The sequence below is a fragment of the Gemmata palustris genome (genome assembly GCF_017939745.1).
GTDB lineage: Bacteria > Planctomycetota > Planctomycetia > Gemmatales > Gemmataceae > Gemmata > Gemmata palustris.
Window position 1 is genome coordinate 3,375,246 of sequence record NZ_JAGKQQ010000001.1, and the last position, 18,314, is coordinate 3,393,559.

Consider the following 18,314-nt stretch of genomic DNA (forward strand, 5'->3'; position numbering starts at 1 on the left):
CCGCGCACCATTGTCGGAACCGGAAATAGCCCCGATGAGGCCCACCGTGATTGGGTCCGGCGGTTCCACGCCACCTTTCAACAGTTGTACGTCATGCGCCCTTTCGAGATGGCGGACGCGGAGCGCCGAGCGTGGGCCGCGATCGAGAATCTGGTGGACGTTGAGAAGTACCGGGCCGAGCAACCGCTGATTCTGTTGCAGATCGGCGTCGTTCATCGCGCGCGGCCGTACCCCCAGATCGTGGAGTGGGAAGACGGCACGAAAGAGCGCGTTTCCCCGGAGCGAATGCCCGGAGAGTTCGCGGCGTACAAAGCGGGTCAGTCTTTTGAGGCGCTGGTCCACCGGAACCCGATCACGTACAAGATCGTCCGCGTCGAGTACGTCAAGAGGGTGCTGAAGGGGGCTGTGACACGAGAAGAAACCGAGAAACTGTGGAACTCGACCCGGACGTCGAGTGATTTTCCCGATACCGACTGGGACTGATTCGATCGCCCACCCACGAGTGCGCCCGGATGGAAGTTTACTTCCTCGACGTCGGCCAAGGCACTTGCAACGTCATTCTGTTGGGGAACCGGAGAGCCATCGTTATCGACACCGGGCGCCGGGCCGCCGAGTTGCAGCGACTGCTCCATCACTTGTCTGTTGATACCCTGGCTTGTTTGGTCCTCTCGCACTTGGATGCCGATCACGTGGGCGGCGCTCCCGCGATCTTGACGGCCTTCCGGAACCGCATCGAAACAATTTGCTATCCCAACGACCACCGGACCGTTACGACACCGGTGTGGCACGCGATCCACTCCGAGATCAGAGGCGGCTACCTCACCGAACAACAACTCGTTCGGCTGGAATGCGAGGGGGCGCCCAAAACGGTCTGGAGTTCCAGGGGGCGCGTGAGCGCGGAACTGAAGCTGTTCTCCCCCACGTTCGGCCAGAATCAACTCGCCATACGCGCAAGAGACTCGAACGTGGCGAGCGGCGTGCTGGTACTCAAGGTCGGGAACCACCGGGTCGTGTTTCCCGGTGATTCGAGCCTCGACCAGTGGCACGCGATTCGTGACCTCCGCGGGTCCGCGCTTCCGTGCGACGCCATCGCCGTTCCTCACCACGCGGGTACGATGTGGCCGAGTCACTGGGACGATGCCACGATCCGGGGCGAACTGCAGTGGCTCTACACTCATGCCGTGTGCCCCAAACACGCGATCGTTTCGGTCGGGACGAGTAACGACGAGGGGCACCCGCGCAAGGAAGTGATTGAAGAGTTGCGAGGATCGGGGGCCATAGTCATTTGCACCCAAATTACCAAGCAGTGCTGCAAGTCGACAGAAAAACGCAGGCCCGCACTCATTCCTTTAATTCTGCCCGGGCGCTCGGCCGTCGTGAAATCTCGGACCACGGCGGGGAACAGTAAAGATGTTGGGTGCGCGGGCACGGTCGTCGCCGACATCACACCCACCGGCTTCACGATTCGCCGGCTGACGCAGCATCAAAATGCTGTTCAAGTGCTCGCTACTCAGCCGCGATGTTCACCGCTCTGTGTGCCCGTGTGAAATCCGTTCCTTCCTCACTTCACGCGGGGAGCTTCTCGAACTCGGTTTTGGCGCCTACCGGTTCACTTCGCGCGGCATCGGGGCGGTGTGCGCGCCCTCTGGCATCCCGAACACCTCTCTGAATCGGGCCGCGGCGCGTTCGTTCTGTTCCGACTCGGCGGGTGTCGGCTTTGGCGTCGAAATGCCGATGATGAGGTCCGATGCCGGATCGCGCCACATCGTCACGCCGGCGCTCATGTAGAATCTGGTGAGGCCACCCCCCTTGAGAGAGCCGATCATGATGAGGGCGTGAGACTTCGACTTCATCCCGAGAAGTGCTTCGGCCTCTTCCCACGTCGCGGCCACAAGTACGACGCGGGTACACTCGCCCGCCGGGGCCGCGTGCGTGACGTGCGCTACGGCCACTAACATACAAACGAGAATTGCGGACATGGCGCCTCACGAACGGAACGGAGCCCCGGCGGAATTACCATCGCGGGCGCTCGATCGTTAGCAGCAATTCCGTTCCGCATCAAGTTCTGATCTGCCCCTGGGACCGCGGGCACCTTGCCCGCATTCGCTGTGAAAGACGGAAGAGCGGGCAAGATGCCCGCGGCCCCAGGTGAAAGGCTCACTTCGCGCGGGGGAGTGCCTCGAACTCGGCCTCGGGGACGAGCTTCGCGGTTTCGGCGTCGGCCATCAGCACGCAGCGCTGGCCCTTCGCGTCCGGGGTGCTCTCCCAGGCCAACAGGGTGCCCGTCGGGTGCGCCACGGCCCCGAGGTCGACGCCCCACAGGATCACGAACGGCTTGTCGTCGCGGCGCCCGTGCCACACCGCGGTCAGCTCGCGGAAGTCGGCTTCCGTTGGCGGGGCTTTTACCTGCGCGATGTGGCGCCGGTACGCCCGGCCGATCGATCGCAGTGTTTCCAGTGTTCCGTCGCTCTGGATCTTGTCGAGCTTCTCGGACCGCTGTGCGCGCTTCTCCTCGAACTCGGCCCGCACGTCTTCGATCGGTCTGTTCAAATCGACCCGGTTCCGGTTCGCGCCGCCCGGGACCAAATAGAGGGCAATGACCACCGCGAGGCCGACGCCGGCGAACCACAGGAGTTCACGGACCCAGTTCATGGCGCGCCTCCGGAGAATCGGGCGACCGGTAACGAAGAATTGCGCGGTCGGCGCCGGGGCGCGCGGCCACGAACAGTATTATATCGCGCTCGGGCGATGTTCCGAGTGACGTGTACGGTCCGGTGGTTCGGGTTTGTTTTGTAGGGTGGGTCCAAGCTTTGCGCAGGCCCACCATCTCGCCCGCGAGCACGAATAGGGGCGACGCGGCCCGGACCGCCCGGCATGTCAAAGGCGGGTTTGTTTTGTAGGGTGGGTCCAGGCTTTGCGCAGGCCCACCATCTCGCCCGCGAGCACGAACGGGAGCCGCGCCTCGGATCATCCGGCATGTCAAAGACAGGCTGGTGGGCCTGCGCAGGGCCTGGACCCACCCTACAAAACACCATCTCCCCTGCGAGCGCGAACGGAATCGACGCGCTCCCAAACCTCGGATCATCCGGCATGTCAAAGACAGGCTGGTGGGCCTGCGCAAAGCCTGGACCCACCCTACAAAACTACAAAACACCAAATCCTGTGCATCGCGCGCGAATGGAGGCGAAGTACCGACATGCTCACTTCGGGGGGATGAAGCCGCGCGGCACGACTCCCGATTTGTAGACGCGCTCGAACTCCCGCACCTCGACGCGCTGGCGCGCTTCGAGGTCTGTGGCGCCGAGGCGGAGCGTCGCGACGAGCACGAACTCCCCCTTCGGCAGCGGTTCGCCGGTGGGGTCGAGCGCGCAGCGCGAGCCGAACACGTCCTTGACGTCTTCCGAGCGGCCCGCCGGCCCGAACGCGACCGTCTTGCGCACCGTTCGCGCTGCGGTTCCCGTCTCGGGATCGACGAGCGCGAACGTGACGTCCGCTTCGCTCGGGCGCTGGTCGGCCGGCACGTCCAGTACGAGCGCGAGGGTGAGCCCGAGGCACGGGTGGAGCGTGGTGTCGTCGATGGCAATGGTCAGCGGCCCCGGGTGCGGGGCGGACTTCAGGAAGCGCGCGAAATTGGTGTGGAGGCAGCCCGGCCCACAGGCGGCAACCAGGGCCAGGAGCGCGATCGCGCGCCAACTGCGATGGACCATCGCTCGTGCTCCCGGCCGCGGCCGAGTATTTATGGATCAAACCGGAATGGGGACCGTATGCCGCCAGGAGCGCGGCGCGACAAGGGGAATTCGGTCCGCGCGGCTCCCGGTGCTGGCGCAGGTTGGGCGACGTGGGTCCACGGGGCGAACCGGGCCGGGGGGCGGCCCGCTCGTTCGTGGTCGGCGGTCGGGCGCTTACGCGCTGAGGGCTTCGGTTACTTCCTGGTTGATCGACTCGAACAGTGACTTCAGGTCCACGCCGTTGGCCGAGTCCGTGGGCGGGGGAGGGGGAGGGCCTTGCGGTTGACCGAGCTGGTTGTACGCGCCCACCCCGCGCGGGCGCCCGCCGCCACCGGATGGCGGCGCGAGCACGGACACGTCGCCCGTTTGGGCGGCCTCTTCAAACTTCGCGGCCAGGTCCGCCAGGCGCGAAGCCGCGCCGCCGGCGCCCGACGTGCTGCTGGCCGAGTCGGTGCTGTCCGCGCTGTCGGCCGAGGTGGTGTCGCCGATCGCGGCGCGGATCTTCGCCGCGATGTCCGCGGCCACGGTCTTAAACTTCTCGGGGTCCGAGGACGCGAGTTCCTTGAGTTCCGCGAACAGCTTGCCCGGCCCGGAGATCTCGGCCGAGTCGCCGCTCGGGGCGACACTGCTCGTGGCGCTGGTGGACGAGGTGCTCGTCTTCTGTTGAACGGACGAGACCGAAAGCGTTGCCGTGCTGAAACCGACCGAACTAATCATGAGCGAGTTCCTTGATACAGGTGCATGACGCTTGGGTGCGAGTCCCTCCTCTTAAACGCGAGTGCTGCCGCGTAATCGCCCGGAAAAACCAGCGAATTGCAATATTTCGCGTGGGGCGAAAATGTATGTGCGAGACGAAGAACGGCCGTACAAATTCATGAGAAAATGAGAGCCGGCGTGGGGGTGGTGCGCGCAACTTCGGGCACTCACAGTGGCGGGGCACGTTCCGTACAATCGCTTCGGGAACTCTCCCGTAACCGAAAGGACCGCGAACGTGCAGAAGCAGTTTATCAACCCGCCCGCGCTGAACCCCGCGAACGGCTACTCCCACGTCGTCACGGCGACCGCCGGGAAGACGATCTACGTTTCGGGTCAGGTGAGCCTGAACGAGCGCGCCGAGGTGGTCGGCAAGGGCGACCTGCGCGCCCAGACGGAGCACGTGTTCGAGAACCTCAAGTCCGCGCTCGCGGCCGCGGGCGCGACGATCAACGACGTGGTGAAGGTCACGTACTTCGTCGTCGATCTGAAGCCCGAACACCTGGGGCACATCCGCGAGGTGCGGAAGAAGTACCTGAACCAGGAGCCGCCGCCGGCGAGCTCGCTGGTCGGCGTCGCGGCGCTGGCGGTCCCGGACTGGCTGATCGAGATCGAAGTGATAGCTGTCGTCGCCGGGTGACGTGGGTGCCTGGGGATGTTGCGACCCCGGGGTGCGCGATTGGCTCCCAGGGTGCGCCCGCGTTGCGGTCGACCCTGGGCTGGAATGTGTAACCCCTTCGGGGTACCGGCATCGGTTGCGCGGGCGCACGTCGCTTGTGGGCGCACCCACCGCCCTTGCGGGCGGGGTTCACCGGGCGCGCGTCCCGGTGGTTTGGGTTTCTACCCCGAAGGGGTTGTACATCTCAGCCCAGGGTCGACCGCAACGCGGGCACACCCTGGGAAACATTCCCCGGGTCGCAATACCCCGCACCCCCGGAACCCCGAACCTTCCCTCCGAGCGCGTTGTCAGGATGAGTGCGCATCTCAACGCGCGCCCGCGCCGCTGCTCGGAGTGTACTCGTGCCCCCGCAACGCGAGATCCGCGCGGACTTCGACCGCGACACGATCGTCGTCTATCAGGCCTATTCCCCACAAATCGCCGAACCCGCGCTGGACGCGCAGCGCTTCGTGTCTCCGTTCTCGTTCCACCGCATGACCTGGATCAAGCCCTCGTTCCTGTGGCTCATGCACCGCAGCAACTGGGGCCAGAAGAGCGGACAGGAGCGCGTCCTCGCGGTGCGCGTCACGCGCGCCGGCTGGGAGCAGGCGCTGTCGCTGGCGGTACACACGTCCTTCGCGCCGGGCGTGTTCGCGTCGCCCGCCGAGTGGTCCGAACGGTTCGCGGAGGCCCACGTTCACGTGCAGTGGGACCCCGAGCGCTCGCTGCGCGGGGCCGGTCTGCCGCACTCCAGTATTCAGATCGGCGTGAGTCGGCACTTGATCCGCGCGTTCACCGACGAGTGGATCGTGGGCATTGAGGACTACACGCCGCGCGTCCGCAAGATTTACGACTTCCTCCAATCGGGCCACGCGGACCGCGCCAAGCGCCACCTCCCGCCCGAGCGCGTGTACCCGGTGAACGGCGACGTCGCGCGGCGGTTGCTGATCGGCGACGAGTAGCCACGCGCTCGCGGCTTCTCGGTTCCGGGAGACCGGGCGAACCGAGCGGGTGATGCTCGACGTTCCCGATCCGTCCCGACCCAAGAAATCGGCCACTTCTTGAAACTCGCGCGCACGTTGGCCCCGATCCGGGCAGATACTACTGAATAGTGGTCCCGCCCGGAGTGCTTCTCATGCTTGCACGCTATGCGTCCGCGCTGACCCGCGCGTCTGTGCCCGCGGAAACCGATACCGAACTCCTTACGAGCTTCGTCCGGCACCGGGACGAGGCCGCGTTCGCGGCGCTGGTGGAGCGCCACGGGCCGATGGTGATGGGCGCCTGTCGGCGTATCCTCTACGACCCCCACGCGGCCGAAGATGCGTTCCAGGCCGCGTTCCTGGTTCTCGCGCGAAGGGCCGCGTCGCTCCCGCGAACCGAGGCGCTCGCGGGGTGGCTGTACGGCGTCGCTCGGCGCGTGGCCCTCAAGACGCGCTCGGCGCCGCCCGAACCGCTCCCGGCTCGCGAAGCCGAAGCCCACGCACGCGACCCGCTGGCCGAACTGTCCGGGCGCGAAGTGCTGGCGATTCTGGACGAAGAGATTCGGCGCTTACCTTCCGATTACCGCTTGCCCGTCGTGTTGTGTTGCCTGGAGGGGCTGACGCTGGAAGAAGCGGCCGCGCGGTTGGGGTGCGCCACCGGCGCGCTGCGCGGGCGCCTGGAGCGCGGGCGCGAGCGCTTGCGCACCCGGCTCTCGGCACGCGGACTCGCGCCGGCCGCAGCGCTGGCACTGGCGGGCGTGTCCCGGATCACGATGGCCTCGACCGTGACACCGGGGCTGCGCGCGATCACTGCGCGGGCCGCACTCAACTTCGCGTCTCGTAACGGTCCCGTGCCGGACGCGCCGCGCCACATCGCCGAAGGGGTGCTGCGCGCCGCGCTCGCGACCAAGTTCAAGCGCGCCGCGGTCGTGTTGATCGCCGTCGCGCTCGCGGTTCCCGTGCTCGCCGGTCCGCGCACGGTGAATCCTCCTGTTCCCGAGGAGAAAATGGCGACGGCACCCCGCACCGGCGAAGAACCCAAAGAACAACCCGCGCGAACCACGGTGGCCGGGCGCGTGTTGGCCGTGCCGGGCGGGAAGGGCGTTGCGGGCGTGACGGTAACACTCTGGAGCGGTGAGGGGTGGGGGCTCGAGCCCTCGCGCTGGACCGCGCGAACGGACGACGCGGGCGCGTACTCTTTTGCCAACGTCCGGCCCGGGGAGCACTACCGCGTATGGATCGAGACCCGCCCCAAAAAAGAAGAGGGCGCCTGGAGCGAGTGGGGGCTGGTCCGCTTCAAGGACGGCCCGGGGCGCGCCGAGGACCTCTTTCTCGAGTTGCCGCAAAGTGTCTCCGGGACGGTCACCGACGCGGCCACCGGGAAGCCCGTACCCGGTGCGAGCATCAACTTCCCCACCGCCGACGGGAACCGCGACAGCCTCAATGTGGACGACAACGGGCGGTACCGCCTGTTCGTGGCGCCGCGCAAGATGGACCTCTACTGTAACGGCACGGCCGTCAGGTACAACAAGAGCGAAGGGCTCCAAAAGGTCGATGCGAGTGCCGGCAAACACGTCACGGGAATCGACTTCGAGATCGCGAGCGCGCCGAAGTTTACGGGGCAGGTTCTGCTGCCGGACGGCAAGCCGGCCAAGGGGGTAGAGGTGCTCGTTGAGATTCACTGCACACCAATCGTCCCACCGGGTGTCCAAATCTCCGGCGAGGCCCCCGACCATTTCGACAAGTACATCTCTCTTACGAGTGATGCCGAGGGGAACTTCGCGGGGTACATGGTGGGGGCGCGCCCCGACAGCAAAGTCGAGGACGTGGATTTGATGGCGATCGCGCGCCGGCCGGATCGCACGCTCGCGGGGGTCGCGCGTGTGAAGACCAGCCCCCAGAAGGAGTACCGGGTGGACCCGCTGAAAATCGTGCTCGCCGAATCCGCGAGCGCGCGGGTGCGCGTCGTGAACCCGGACGGCGAGCCGGTTACCGACGCCACACTGGTGCTCTCACACCACTTGGTGCAGGGCGCCGATCAGCCCCTTGCCTTCTACTTTGTATCACAGCCTTCCGACCAGTACGGTCCCGTCAAACACACGGGGGCGGGAAAGTACACGATCGCGGGCCTGGTTCCCGGGCTGACATATTCCCTGGAAGTTCGGGCACCCGGGTATCAACGCGGTATGCACCTCAAGATCTTCGCGCTGAAGCCGGGTGCGGTCCACGAGATCGGGGAGATTCGACTGGACTGGTGGGGCAAGAAGGCCGTTCCGGGGCTCCTCGAGAAGTTGCAGAGTGACGACCGGTACAAGCGCGAAGAGGCCGCGCGCCAGTTCGGGGAACTCGGCGAGGACGCCTCCGCTGCGGTGCCCGCGCTGATCGAGGTGCTGAAGCGCGACCCAATCAATTCTGTCCGGTACGACGCCGCGGCCGCGCTGGGCAAGATCGGCCCAATGGCACGGGCCGCCATCCCGGACCTCATTCGGGCGCTGGAGAAGGACACCGGGGGTGGGGTGCAGCGCGAAGCGGCCACGGCCCTCGGGTTGCTCGGCGACCGCACCGCGCTGCCGGCACTCAAGGCCGCGCTGGACAACCCGGACAACGAAGTGAAGCGCGCCGCGGCCGAAGCCATCAAGCGCCTGGAGCGCCCCGCGAAGTGAGGCTCGCATGGAGCGCCGAGCCGACGAATTCGTGATTGTGGTTGCGAGCGGAACGAGCCGCGACCGCAAGGGAGCGGGAGGCGCTTCCGGGGTCGTTTAATGTGTGATGTGGTCAGGGAACAGTGCGCCCCACCCGCTCGTTAACACGCGCGGTTCGCCCGAGTCTTTTGGCGAACCGCGCGTGCTAAGCAATATGGATTTGCCTGTGAAACGGGAGCTCATTTACGACCGGGGTTCCCAAAGCTCGAACCGGTTGCCCTCGGGGTCGGTCGCCCAACCGAACCGGCCGTAGTCGTAGTCCTCGACCCGTTCCTCGACGTTCGCCCCGGCGGTCCGGAGTTGCCCCAGCGTGGCATCGAGGTTCTTCACCCGGTAGTTGACCATGAACGTGGCCGGCCCGGGACCGAAGTACGCGGTGTCCGCGGGGAACACGGACCAGACGGTCATCTCACCGGGGCGGCTCGAGGTCATCACGCCGTGCGTCTGTCCGGTCTCGACGGACACGCCGAGGTGTTCGCGGTACCACTCCGCCAGCGCCTTCGGATCGCGCGCTTTGATGAACACGCCGCCGATACCCAGTACCCGCTCCATGTGTCACCCCTTCCCGGCCTTACTCTCGGAAACGACGCCGCTCGCCCCGTATGTTGCAGCAATCGTTTTTTGATGAGGAAGGCTAAGCAGGAACGGCCGAAAAATCGAGGTCAGTAGGTGCGGGTTCAGGGCCGTTTAGTTCTCGCAATTGCGGAACTCCACCCGCTCGCTGACACGCGCGGTTCGCCAAGAGACCCGGGCGAACTGCGGTGTTAACGAGCAAGTGGAGCGATAAACCGACGTGCTTTGTGATCGTGGTCGCGTGCGAAACGAGCCGCGACCGCAAGGGAGCGGGAGGCTTCCTGTGCTAAATCGCGACCACGAGGCACTTGTTGCGCTTCCCGCTCCCTTGCGGTCGCGGCTCGTTTCGCCAGGGTGAATTCGAGAAGCCAACGTACCCGGGAAGTGCCTCCCGCCCCTTGCCAGTAGTTTCAAGTGATTTGGCAGTGCCGCATGGGAGTTCCTAAGTTCAAGGTTCTCAGGCACTTGAACGGGAGCCTCCCATGCGACGTGGTTACTCTACGATCACCCCGGCGGTGGTCCACGCACTGACGCGCCGAACGTTGGAACGGGCCCTGGGTTGGACCGACTACAAGCGGTCGGTCACGCACGCACCCAGTTGCTCGACCTGGTGCTGTTGATCGCGGGCACCACCCGCACGTTGTTCGCGGTAGTGACCCGGTACTTCGGGTTCTCCCACGAGACCGCGCGACAGGCGATGCACGCCAACCGGGGTTCCAGGACCAACTCACGGCCCGGTTGGTGGATGCCCTTCACCAGGTGGCGGGGTTCACGCCGGGACCGGAGGCGCCGGTGGACGTGTGCCATCGATGTGCATTACGTCCCCTTTATGGGGATCGCAGCACCCGGGGATCATCGGCGGACCCAAGAAGGCCGGGACCTCGTTCTTTCACGCGCACGCCACCGGGGTACTGATTCACAAGCACCGGCGGTACACCGTGGGGCTGATGAGCGTGACGAAAGGAACCAAGCCGCACCAGCAGGTGCAGACCCTTCTGGACCAGGTGGCGGCCCGCGGGCTCACGGTCCGCGGGGTGGTTCTGGACGCCGGGTTCGACAGCGGGGAGACCCTGTTGCTGTTGCAGGAACGGAACCTGAGCTACACGGTCCCGATGCGCAAGAAGGGCACCGGTACCAACCGCCGCAACGCCAGCTACACCCAACCCCACGGCACCATCACCACCATGGGTGGGTCACCGAGAAGAGCCGCAAGGCGGTATCGACTCGGGTGCTCGTGTGGCAACGGAAGGGCGAATCGCACGCCCGGGTGTACGCGTTCCGCGGGTGGGGCGATGGACCGCCGTGTCGGAGGCGAACCGGGCTCGGTTGGGGCGCCGGCGGTACCGAGAGCGGTTCGGGATCGAGACCAGCTATCGGCAGAAGAACCAGGCCCGCGGGTGGACCACCAGCACCAACCCCGAGTACCGGTTGCTGCTCGAGGGCGTGGCCCTGCTGTTGCGCGCCAGGTGTGGGTGTACCTGACGCTCCGGATCGCTCGGGCACGCGGGCTCGCGCCGACCGCCTGGGTCGCCCAGTTCCCGTTGGCCGAGATGCTCGACTGGCTCACGCAACGGATCCGCTCACGATACCCACGCACACGATGTATTACCCTGCCACACAATACACTTACAACCAACGCAACGCCTTGAAACTACTGGCAAGGGGCGGGAAGCGCAACAAGTGCCTCGTGGTCGCGATTTAACACGGGAAGCCTCCGCCCCTTGCAGTCGCGGCTCGTCCGAACGGCGGCTCGTTCGGTCGCTACTGATCTCGAAGCGAAACTAACTGTGTGGCGGAATGCGGTCGCGGCATAAAGAATTTCGCGATTGGCACGGCGACTGCATAATCATTGGTGGGCGGGATGACTAACGTGGATTGAATGGGCGACGATCCACGGCGGTTCATCCCGCCCGTTTTCTTTTCCAGCCTGGTTTGCTCACTTCTTGACCGTCGTGTCCATTTCTTGGTCAATTCCACGTCTCTTGCGTCTCTTTTTACTCGGTTAGGCTCGTCTAACACCCCTTCGATATTTCTGAATTGCGCAGTTCGGTTCCCACACTAGGAAGAGCACTTCTCAACTGTCGGATTATGCTACATTAGTCTCTCGAACGAAGCCAAGGTGTGGATAAGTACCGGTCCCACGAATCCGCCAAAATCGCTACCACCGGCCCCCGCACGTCCGCCCGCGCCGCGACCCGAAGGGCCGCGACAACGGCCGTCCCCGACGACCCGCCCACGAGCAGCCCTTCCTCGCAAATCAAGCGTTTCGCCATCGCGAACGACTCCTCGTCGCTCACCCGTTCGGCCCCGTCTATAACGCGAAGATCGAGCACCGCGGGCGGCTCACTGCCGCCGATCCCTTCAACTTTGTAATTCGCGTCATGGTCCGGCTGATTGGGATCGACGAGGTGCGCCAAACGGGAACCGATAGGGTCGGCTAAGATGACTTTGCGCCCGAGGCGTGAGTTTTGAGATACCGCCCGACACCCGTGATCGTTCCCCGGTACCGACCCCGCAGACGAGCGCACCCAGCTGCGCACCCAACTGCGCAACGATCTCTGGTCCGGTGGTCTGTTCGTGTACGCGCGTTCGCCGAACTGCCAAACTGGTCAGTTAGGAACCACCGTCCCCGGTCCACAGGGCTTCCGCCCTGTGCTACGAACGCCGGCCCCTCCGGGGCGGAAACGCATTGGCTTGCACTGCCGCGTCGAGAACGAGATGAAAGCGACCGGGCAGCAGATGGTTCTCTGTCTTGGCCCCGGAGGGGCCGGCGTTCGTAGCACAGGGCGGGAGCCCTGTGGACCAATACCTCAATGCGTTTCCGCCCCGGAGGGGCCGGCGTTCGTAGCACAGGGCGGGAGCCCTGTGAACCACGTGCGAAGACGCCTAATACCCCAATGCCTTTCCGCCCCGGAGGGGCCGGCGTTCGTAGCACAGGGCGGGAGCCCCAGCGCCCCAACACAAAACCCCCGTGGCACCGACCACTCTGGTCGGCGCCACGGGGGTGGCTGGATCGGCGCGGTGCCTACTTCGCTTCCGGTGGGGGAGCTTCTTGGGCCGGCTGGTCTCCTTCGTCCGCGATGGGCTTACCGTTCTCGTGCGGTTCCTCCACGATGGCCTCCGCCATTGGAGGCTCTGCCACCTGTGCTGTCGGTGGGTTCGCGGCCGGCGCGTGGACCGCATGGGCGCCGTGCCCGCCGTGCGATTCGCCCCCGGCGACGGGCAGTTCTTCGCCCGGGGGCGGTTTCGGCGGGCCGTTCTTCAACTCGATCAGCCCCTGAATCGCCATGTAGAAGACCGGCACGAAGAACACCGCCAGCACGGTCGAGGTCAACATCCCGCCGAACACCGCGGTGCCCAGCGACTGCCGGCTCGCGGCCCCGGCCCCGGTCGCGAACACGAGCGGCACCACGCCCAAAATGAACGCGAAGCTCGTCATGATGATCGGCCGGAACCGCATGCGCGCGGCCTCCAGCGCCGCCTGCCGGACGCTCCGCCCCGCGAACCGCAGCTCGCGGGCGAACTCCACGATGAGGATCGCGTTCTTCGACGCCAGCGCGATGATGAGCACCACGCCGATCTGCGTGTAGATGTTGTTGTCCATCGTGCTCACGTTCGGGAAGTGCTGGTCCAACCACGTCCCCTCCCCCTTCGCGATCGCCGCCTGAGCGCGCACGTAGAACTCGTGCAGCCAGATCCGCGCGTTCACCGCGGCGACCACCCCGAGCAGCCCGAGGGGGACCACCAGGATCACCGCGAACGGCAGCAGCCAGCTCTCGTACAGCGCCGCGAGCACCAGGTACACCATGAACACGGCCAGCGCGAACACGATGTACGATTCGGTGATCGGCTTGCCGAACAGGTTGAACGCCGCCCCGCCGACGCGCTTCTCCTGGTACGAGAGGCCGGTCCACTCGAACCCCATCGTCGGCGGGAGCTCGCGCGTCGCCACCTCTTCCATCACCTTGATCGCGTCACTGGAGCTGACGCCCGGGTTCGCCCGGCCCGGGATCTGCGCGGTCGGGTACAGGTTGTAGCGGATGATGGACTGCGGCCCGATGCGGATCTCGTCCTTCAACAGCGTGCCCAGGGGCACCCGCGGGCGCGGCCCCACGCGCGTCGAGCCGTCCGGGTTCACGCCCCCGTCGCGCCCGGGCACCTCCAGGCGCTTGATCGCGTTCGTGTCGCCCCGGTACCGGCTGTCCGCCTGGATGCGGAGCTGGTACGTGCGCCCGAACTTGTTGAAGTCGTTCACGTACACGGACCCGAGGTTCGCCTGGAGCGTGGCGAACACGTCGTCCATCTTCACGCCCATCTTCTCGGCCTTCTCGCGATCAATGTCGAGATAAATCTGCGGCACGCCCGCGCGGAACGTGCTCGCGGTCTTCATCGCGTCGATCTCGGGGTTGCGGCCCGCGGCCGTCGCGACGGCGGTCGCGCGCTCCTGGAGCACATCGGTCCCCACGCCCTCGCGGTCCTCGATCTGGATCTGGAACCCCCCCACGAACCCGAGCCCCTGGATCGAGGGCGGCACGAGCACGAAGATGCGGGCGTCGCGGAACCCGCCGAACTCGCGCTGGAGCTTCGCGACCAGGGCCTCTTGCGCCAGGTCCGGGCGCTCCCGGTACTTCCAGTCCTTCCACGCGGCGAACGCGGTCGCAGAGTTCGGCGCCGCGGTCCCGTCGAGCAGCGAGAACCCGCCCAGCACGAACCAGTTCTCGACGCCCTCCGTCTTGCGGAACACGCCGTTCATCTTGTCCACCACCTCGCGCGTCCGGTCGATGGACGCGGCGTCCGGGAGCTGCACCGCGATGATGACGTACCCCTGGTCCTCGTCCGGGAGGAACCCGGCCGGGGTCTTCTGGTACCACACGCCGGTCCCCACCGCGAGCGCGAGGAACGCCCCGAGCGCGAGCCACCACACCCGGAGCAGGATCTTGATGGACCAGGCGTAGGCCCCCTCGATCGGCTTGTAGACCGCGTCGAACAGTTTGGAGAACCACCCCTTCTTCGCCACCGGCTTGAGCCACAGCGCGCACTGCGCGGGTTTCAGCGTGAGGGCGTTCACCGCGCTGATGAGGGCGGTGGCGGCGATGGTGAGCGCGAACTGTTTGTAGAGCTGGCCCGTGATCCCGCCGAGGAACGCGGTCGGGAGGAACACGGCCATCAGCACGAGCGTGATGGAGATGACCGGCCCCGTGACCTCGTTCATGGCCTGGATCGTCGCGCTCCGCGGCGCCATGCCCTGTTCGATGTGGTGCGAGGCGTTCTCCACGATCACGATGGCGTCGTCCACCACGATCCCGATGGCCAGGATCAGCCCGAACAGCGTGAGCAGGTTCACCGAGAACCCGAGCATCAGCATGAACGCGAACGCGCCGATGATGGTGATGGGCACCGTGGTGGCGGGCACGAGCAGCGCGCGCCAGCTCTGGAGGAACACCAGGATCACGATGAGCACCAGCGCGCCGGCCTCGAACAGCGTGATGTACACCTCGTCGATCGCGGCCTCCACGAACTTCGTGGTGTCGAACGGGATGCTGTACTCCATCCCGGGCGGGAGCGAGGGCTTCACCTTCTCCATCGCGGCCCGCACGCCCTTCGCCACGTCGAGCGCGTTGGACCCGGGGAGCTGGTACACGAGCAGGTTGGCGGACGGGTACGCGCTGCGCGACGCGAACGAGTCGTAGGACTGCCCGCCGAGTTCCACGTCCGCAACTTCGCGCAGGTACACGAGCTGCCCGGCCGCCCCGGACTTGACGATGATGTTCTTGAACTCGTCCGGGTCGCTCAGGCGCCCGAGCGTGGTGACCGTGTACTGGAACCGCTGGCCCGACGGGTTCGGCGGCTGGCCCACCTGCCCGGCCGCGACCTGCACGTTCTGGCGCCGCAGCGCCCCGAGCACGTCCTCGGTGGTGAGTTTGCGGGCCGCAAGCTTGTCCGGGTTCAGCCAGACGCGCATCGAGTACGAGCCGACCCCGCGCACGATCACGTCGCCCACCCCGGGCACGCGGCTCAGGTCGTCGCGCAACCGGAGGGTCGCGTAGTTCGAGAGGAACAGCCCATCGTAGGCGCCGGGCAGCTCGTCCACGCGCCCCACGTCCGAGAGCGGGACGGTCGCGCGCCCGGCCGGGGCCAGGGCGATCTGGCGCAGCTTGTCGGCCCCCGCGGGGCCGTTGTCGGCGAACTCGTCCGGCGCCACGATCTGGTAGCACAGGGGCTGCTTGTTCGCGTGCGGTTCGGCCCGCGCGCCGGCCGCCGCGATCGCCGCGAGCGCCTGTTCGAGTGTCACCCCGGTTTCCCGGAGGGCCACGGGGTCGAGCGTCAGGTTGTAGCGGTCCTTGGGCGGCGGCGCGGTCAGGGAGATCGCCAGAATGATGGCGGACGACTGCTTGCGGACCGTCACGCCCTGTCTGCGCACCTCTTCGGGCAACTGCGGTTCGGCCACGCTCAACCGGTTCTGCACGAGAACCTGCGCGTCGTCGAGGTTGGTCCCGATCTCGAACGTGATCGTGAGCCCATACGAGCCGTCCGCGGAACTGGTGGAGGACATGTACATCATGTTCTCCACGCCGTTGATCTGCTGCTCGATCGGCGAGGCGACCGTGTCGGTCACCACCTTCGCGTTCGCGCCGGGGTAGTTGGCGCTCACCTGCACCGTGGGCGGGGTGATCGGTGGGTAGCGCTCGACCGGCAACCGCTTCAGCGCCACAAACCCGAACACGAGTGTGAGGACGGCGAGCACGTTGGCGAAAATCGGGCGATCGATGAAGAAGCGCGAAATCATGCGGCGACCGCGTGGGGGTTGGGGCGAGGCGCGAGCCGGTTAAGCTAAGTTCTGCGGGGCGACTGTTCTTACTGCCTGCGGACCGATGTTGGAACCGCGTGTCACGAAATCAAAACTCAAACGCATCGTTTCAACGCGGGACCACAAGGGTTGAGGCGAGGCGGACTCATACCAAATCGCGTGAAGGAGCCATCTTTCTGTAGCCGGCTCCACACCGCCGGCCGCAACCGTTGGTAGGAGCCGATTTCGTGCTTTGCCCTCTCCCCTTGCGGGAGAGGGTGGCGAGGCTCGGCGAGCCGGGTGAGGGGTGGCCCCTGTATCGGGAAGCAACCCCTCACCCCGCCGCGAAGCGCGGCGACCCTCTCCCGCAAGGGGAGAGGGCAAAACCCAAGCACCAGCGTGCCTTTCGTGCTTTGTCCTCTCTCGCAAGGGGAGAGGGCACAAACAAAACCGCTGGCGCACCCCACGTTTGCAATCCGTTGACAGAGTCAGTTCCAGAAAGTCATTCAGGCGATCCGGCACTACTTCTTCGCGCCGTCCGCGGGCGGGTTAAACACCCACTCGTCGGGCACGGCCGGCGCATCGGGCCGGACCGCGTGCAGGCCGGCGAGAATTACGCGGTCGTCGGGCTTCAGCCCGGCCGTGATCGCGACGACGGACTTGATGTTCTTGCGCGTCTCCGCGGGCGGCTGGCCCTCTTTCGGGGGCGCGGGCTTCGGGTTCACCGCGACCCAACTCGGCGCGGCCACCCCCGGTTCCGCGGCGGGAACCTTCCAGAAGTTCGCGCCGACCGTGACGAGCCGCTTCTTGACGATCCCCTCCGCGTTCACCACGAAGACGAACCGCCCCTCCTGACCGCTGAGGAGGCAGTCCTCGGGGATCACGGGCGTCGGCACCTTGTCGCTCTTCGGCACCCGGATGCGGGCGAACATGCCGGGGTAGAGCAACCGGACGCCGTTCGTGAGGAGCGGGTTGTCCAGGCGCCCGCGCACGCGGATGGTCCCGGTCGCGGTCTCCACGCGGTTCTCGCGGAAGTCGATGGCCCCTTCGTGCGGGAAGTCCATTTCGTCCCCGACCCCGACCTCGAGCCCGATCTGTTGCGTGCTCATGCTCGGGCTCGACGATCTAATGAGCGTCTTCTGGTACGCCAGGAAGTCGGTTTCCGGGGCGTCGTAGTACACGTACAGTTTGTCCACCTGCACGATGGTCGTGAGAAGCGTGGTGTCGGCCTGAACGAGGTTCCCCTCGTCCACGAGGGTGCGGCTGATGCGCCCGCCGATCTTAGCCCGGATGTCGGTGTAGCCCAGGAGGATCTCGGCGGAGTGGAGCGCGGCTTTCGCGGCGTCGCGGTTGGCCTCCGCCGCCTTGAGTTCGGCGATGCGCACGTCGAGCGTGGCCCGCGCCTCCTCTTCCTTGAACTTCGATTCGGTCCCGGTGGCCCCGAGCCGGTTCACGCGCTCCAAATCGGCCCGCGCTTGAATGATCTGCGCGTCCCAACTCTTGATCTGCGCCTCGCTCTTGAGGAGCTCCGCGGACGCCTTCTTGACGGAGGTCTCGTACTCGAGCTTGTCGATTGTGTAGAGCGGGGTGTTGACCGCGACCTCGGCCCCCTCGGTGAACTTGACGTCCTTAAGGAACCCGCGGATCTTGGACCGCACTTCGACGGCCTTGGTGGTATCGAGGTACCCGTTGTAGACCCAGTAGTCGCGGACGGGCACGACCGCGGGGCGAATGACGGTGACCACGGGCGGGGGGAACTTCGGCGCCTCGGGCTTCGCGGGCTGGCACCCGGCCAGGGCGCTCGCCGCCGCGAGGAGAACGGCGCTCAGCCCGATTCGGCGGTGGTACATGCGTGGTCCCTCGGCGGGAGCGGGGGTGGGATACAACGGGCGCGCCGGGCGCTGCGCCCAAGTTACCTTTATACTCCCGGCGCGGGGCTTTCTTACGGGCGCGCGAAGATACTGTCCTGTAGTCCAGCGGACTATGCTCAAGTGCAGCGTTTGAAGGGCAATAATCGAACCGATGCGCGGTCACGCCCGGCGACTGCGCGCTGTGGGCGCGGCCGAGAGATGGGAACACAGGGCTCCCGCCCTGTGCTACGAACGCCGGCCCCTCCGGGGCGGAAACGCATTG

At 66.2% G+C, this 18,314-nt stretch carries 15 protein-coding genes; 7 read left to right on the plus strand and 8 right to left on the minus strand.

The window, feature by feature from the left end; genetic code table 11:
• The first annotated feature begins 93 nt into the window (after positions 1–93).
• The gene (locus J8F10_RS13855; RefSeq protein WP_210654398.1) at positions 94–483 is read left to right on the plus strand and encodes a hypothetical protein; all 390 of its coding nucleotides are present in this window, start codon (positions 94–96) and stop codon (positions 481–483) included.
• 29 nt (positions 484–512) lie between these two features.
• The gene (locus tag J8F10_RS13860) at positions 513–1,547 is read left to right on the plus strand and encodes a ComEC/Rec2 family competence protein (RefSeq protein WP_210654400.1); all 1,035 of its coding nucleotides are present in this window, start codon (positions 513–515) and stop codon (positions 1,545–1,547) included.
• Positions 1,548–1,601: 54 nt separating this feature from the next.
• Here J8F10_RS13860 and J8F10_RS13865 read toward each other — a convergent pair whose 3' ends face one another.
• From J8F10_RS13865 to J8F10_RS13880, 4 genes are all read right to left on the minus strand, one after another.
• Positions 1,602–1,979: a hypothetical protein gene (locus J8F10_RS13865; RefSeq protein WP_210654403.1), complete on the minus strand. Its 378-nt coding sequence runs from the start codon at positions 1,977–1,979 to the stop codon at positions 1,602–1,604.
• A 178-nt stretch (positions 1,980–2,157) separates the two neighbouring features.
• Complete coding sequence (locus J8F10_RS13870) at positions 2,158–2,652, minus strand: hypothetical protein (protein WP_210654405.1); 495 nt, start codon at positions 2,650–2,652, stop codon at positions 2,158–2,160.
• Positions 2,653–3,200: 548 nt separating this feature from the next.
• Entirely contained in the window at positions 3,201–3,707 is a 507-nt protein-coding gene (locus tag J8F10_RS13875; RefSeq protein ID WP_210654407.1) for a hypothetical protein, read from the minus strand.
• Positions 3,708–3,902: 195 nt separating this feature from the next.
• Positions 3,903–4,445 carry a hypothetical protein gene (locus J8F10_RS13880; protein WP_210654409.1) on the minus strand — a complete coding sequence of 181 codons (543 nt, stop codon included), beginning with the start codon at positions 4,443–4,445 and terminating at the stop codon, positions 3,903–3,905.
• Positions 4,446–4,719: 274 nt separating this feature from the next.
• On the opposite strand from J8F10_RS13880, the gene J8F10_RS13885 reads away from it, so the two are divergent.
• From J8F10_RS13885 to J8F10_RS13895, 3 genes are all read left to right on the plus strand, one after another.
• Positions 4,720–5,121, plus strand: a complete 402-nt coding sequence (locus J8F10_RS13885; protein WP_210654411.1) for a RidA family protein — start codon at positions 4,720–4,722, stop codon at positions 5,119–5,121.
• Positions 5,122–5,501: 380 nt separating this feature from the next.
• Complete coding sequence (locus J8F10_RS13890) at positions 5,502–6,101, plus strand: DUF4291 domain-containing protein (RefSeq protein WP_210654413.1); 600 nt, start codon at positions 5,502–5,504, stop codon at positions 6,099–6,101.
• Between the two features lie 173 nt (positions 6,102–6,274).
• Positions 6,275–8,782 (plus strand): sigma-70 family RNA polymerase sigma factor, encoded by a 2,508-nt coding sequence (locus tag J8F10_RS13895; RefSeq protein WP_210654415.1) that lies wholly within the window; start codon positions 6,275–6,277, stop codon positions 8,780–8,782.
• 222 nt (positions 8,783–9,004) lie between these two features.
• On the opposite strand, the gene J8F10_RS13900 is transcribed toward J8F10_RS13895, so the two are convergent.
• Positions 9,005–9,373, minus strand: coding sequence for a VOC family protein (locus J8F10_RS13900; protein WP_210654417.1), 369 nt, complete (start codon positions 9,371–9,373; stop codon positions 9,005–9,007).
• Positions 9,374–9,876: 503 nt separating this feature from the next.
• On the opposite strand from J8F10_RS13900, the gene J8F10_RS13905 reads away from it, so the two are divergent.
• Together J8F10_RS13905 and J8F10_RS13910 are read left to right on the plus strand one after the other, a co-directional pair.
• A complete protein-coding gene (locus tag J8F10_RS13905; RefSeq protein WP_210654420.1) occupies positions 9,877–10,014 on the plus strand; it encodes a hypothetical protein in 138 nt (45 codons plus the stop codon).
• A 189-nt stretch (positions 10,015–10,203) separates the two neighbouring features.
• Entirely contained in the window at positions 10,204–11,043 is an 840-nt protein-coding gene (locus J8F10_RS13910; RefSeq protein WP_246523327.1) for a hypothetical protein, read from the plus strand.
• 447 nt (positions 11,044–11,490) lie between these two features.
• Here the strand turns inward: J8F10_RS13910 and J8F10_RS40815 are convergent, their stop codons facing one another.
• The 3 genes from J8F10_RS40815 to J8F10_RS13925 all read right to left on the minus strand — a co-directional run bounded on the left by J8F10_RS40815 (position 11,491) and on the right by J8F10_RS13925 (position 18,031).
• On the minus strand, positions 11,491–11,934 hold the full coding sequence (locus J8F10_RS40815) for a pyridoxal-phosphate dependent enzyme (RefSeq protein ID WP_390891107.1): 444 nt from the start codon (positions 11,932–11,934) through the stop codon (positions 11,491–11,493).
• A 485-nt stretch (positions 11,935–12,419) separates the two neighbouring features.
• On the minus strand, positions 12,420–16,181 hold the full coding sequence (locus J8F10_RS13920; protein ID WP_246523329.1) for an efflux RND transporter permease subunit: 3,762 nt from the start codon (positions 16,179–16,181) through the stop codon (positions 12,420–12,422).
• 521 nt (positions 16,182–16,702) lie between these two features.
• Entirely contained in the window at positions 16,703–18,031 is a 1,329-nt protein-coding gene (locus J8F10_RS13925; protein ID WP_210654424.1) for an efflux RND transporter periplasmic adaptor subunit, read from the minus strand.
• Positions 18,032–18,314: the final 283 nt, after the last annotated feature.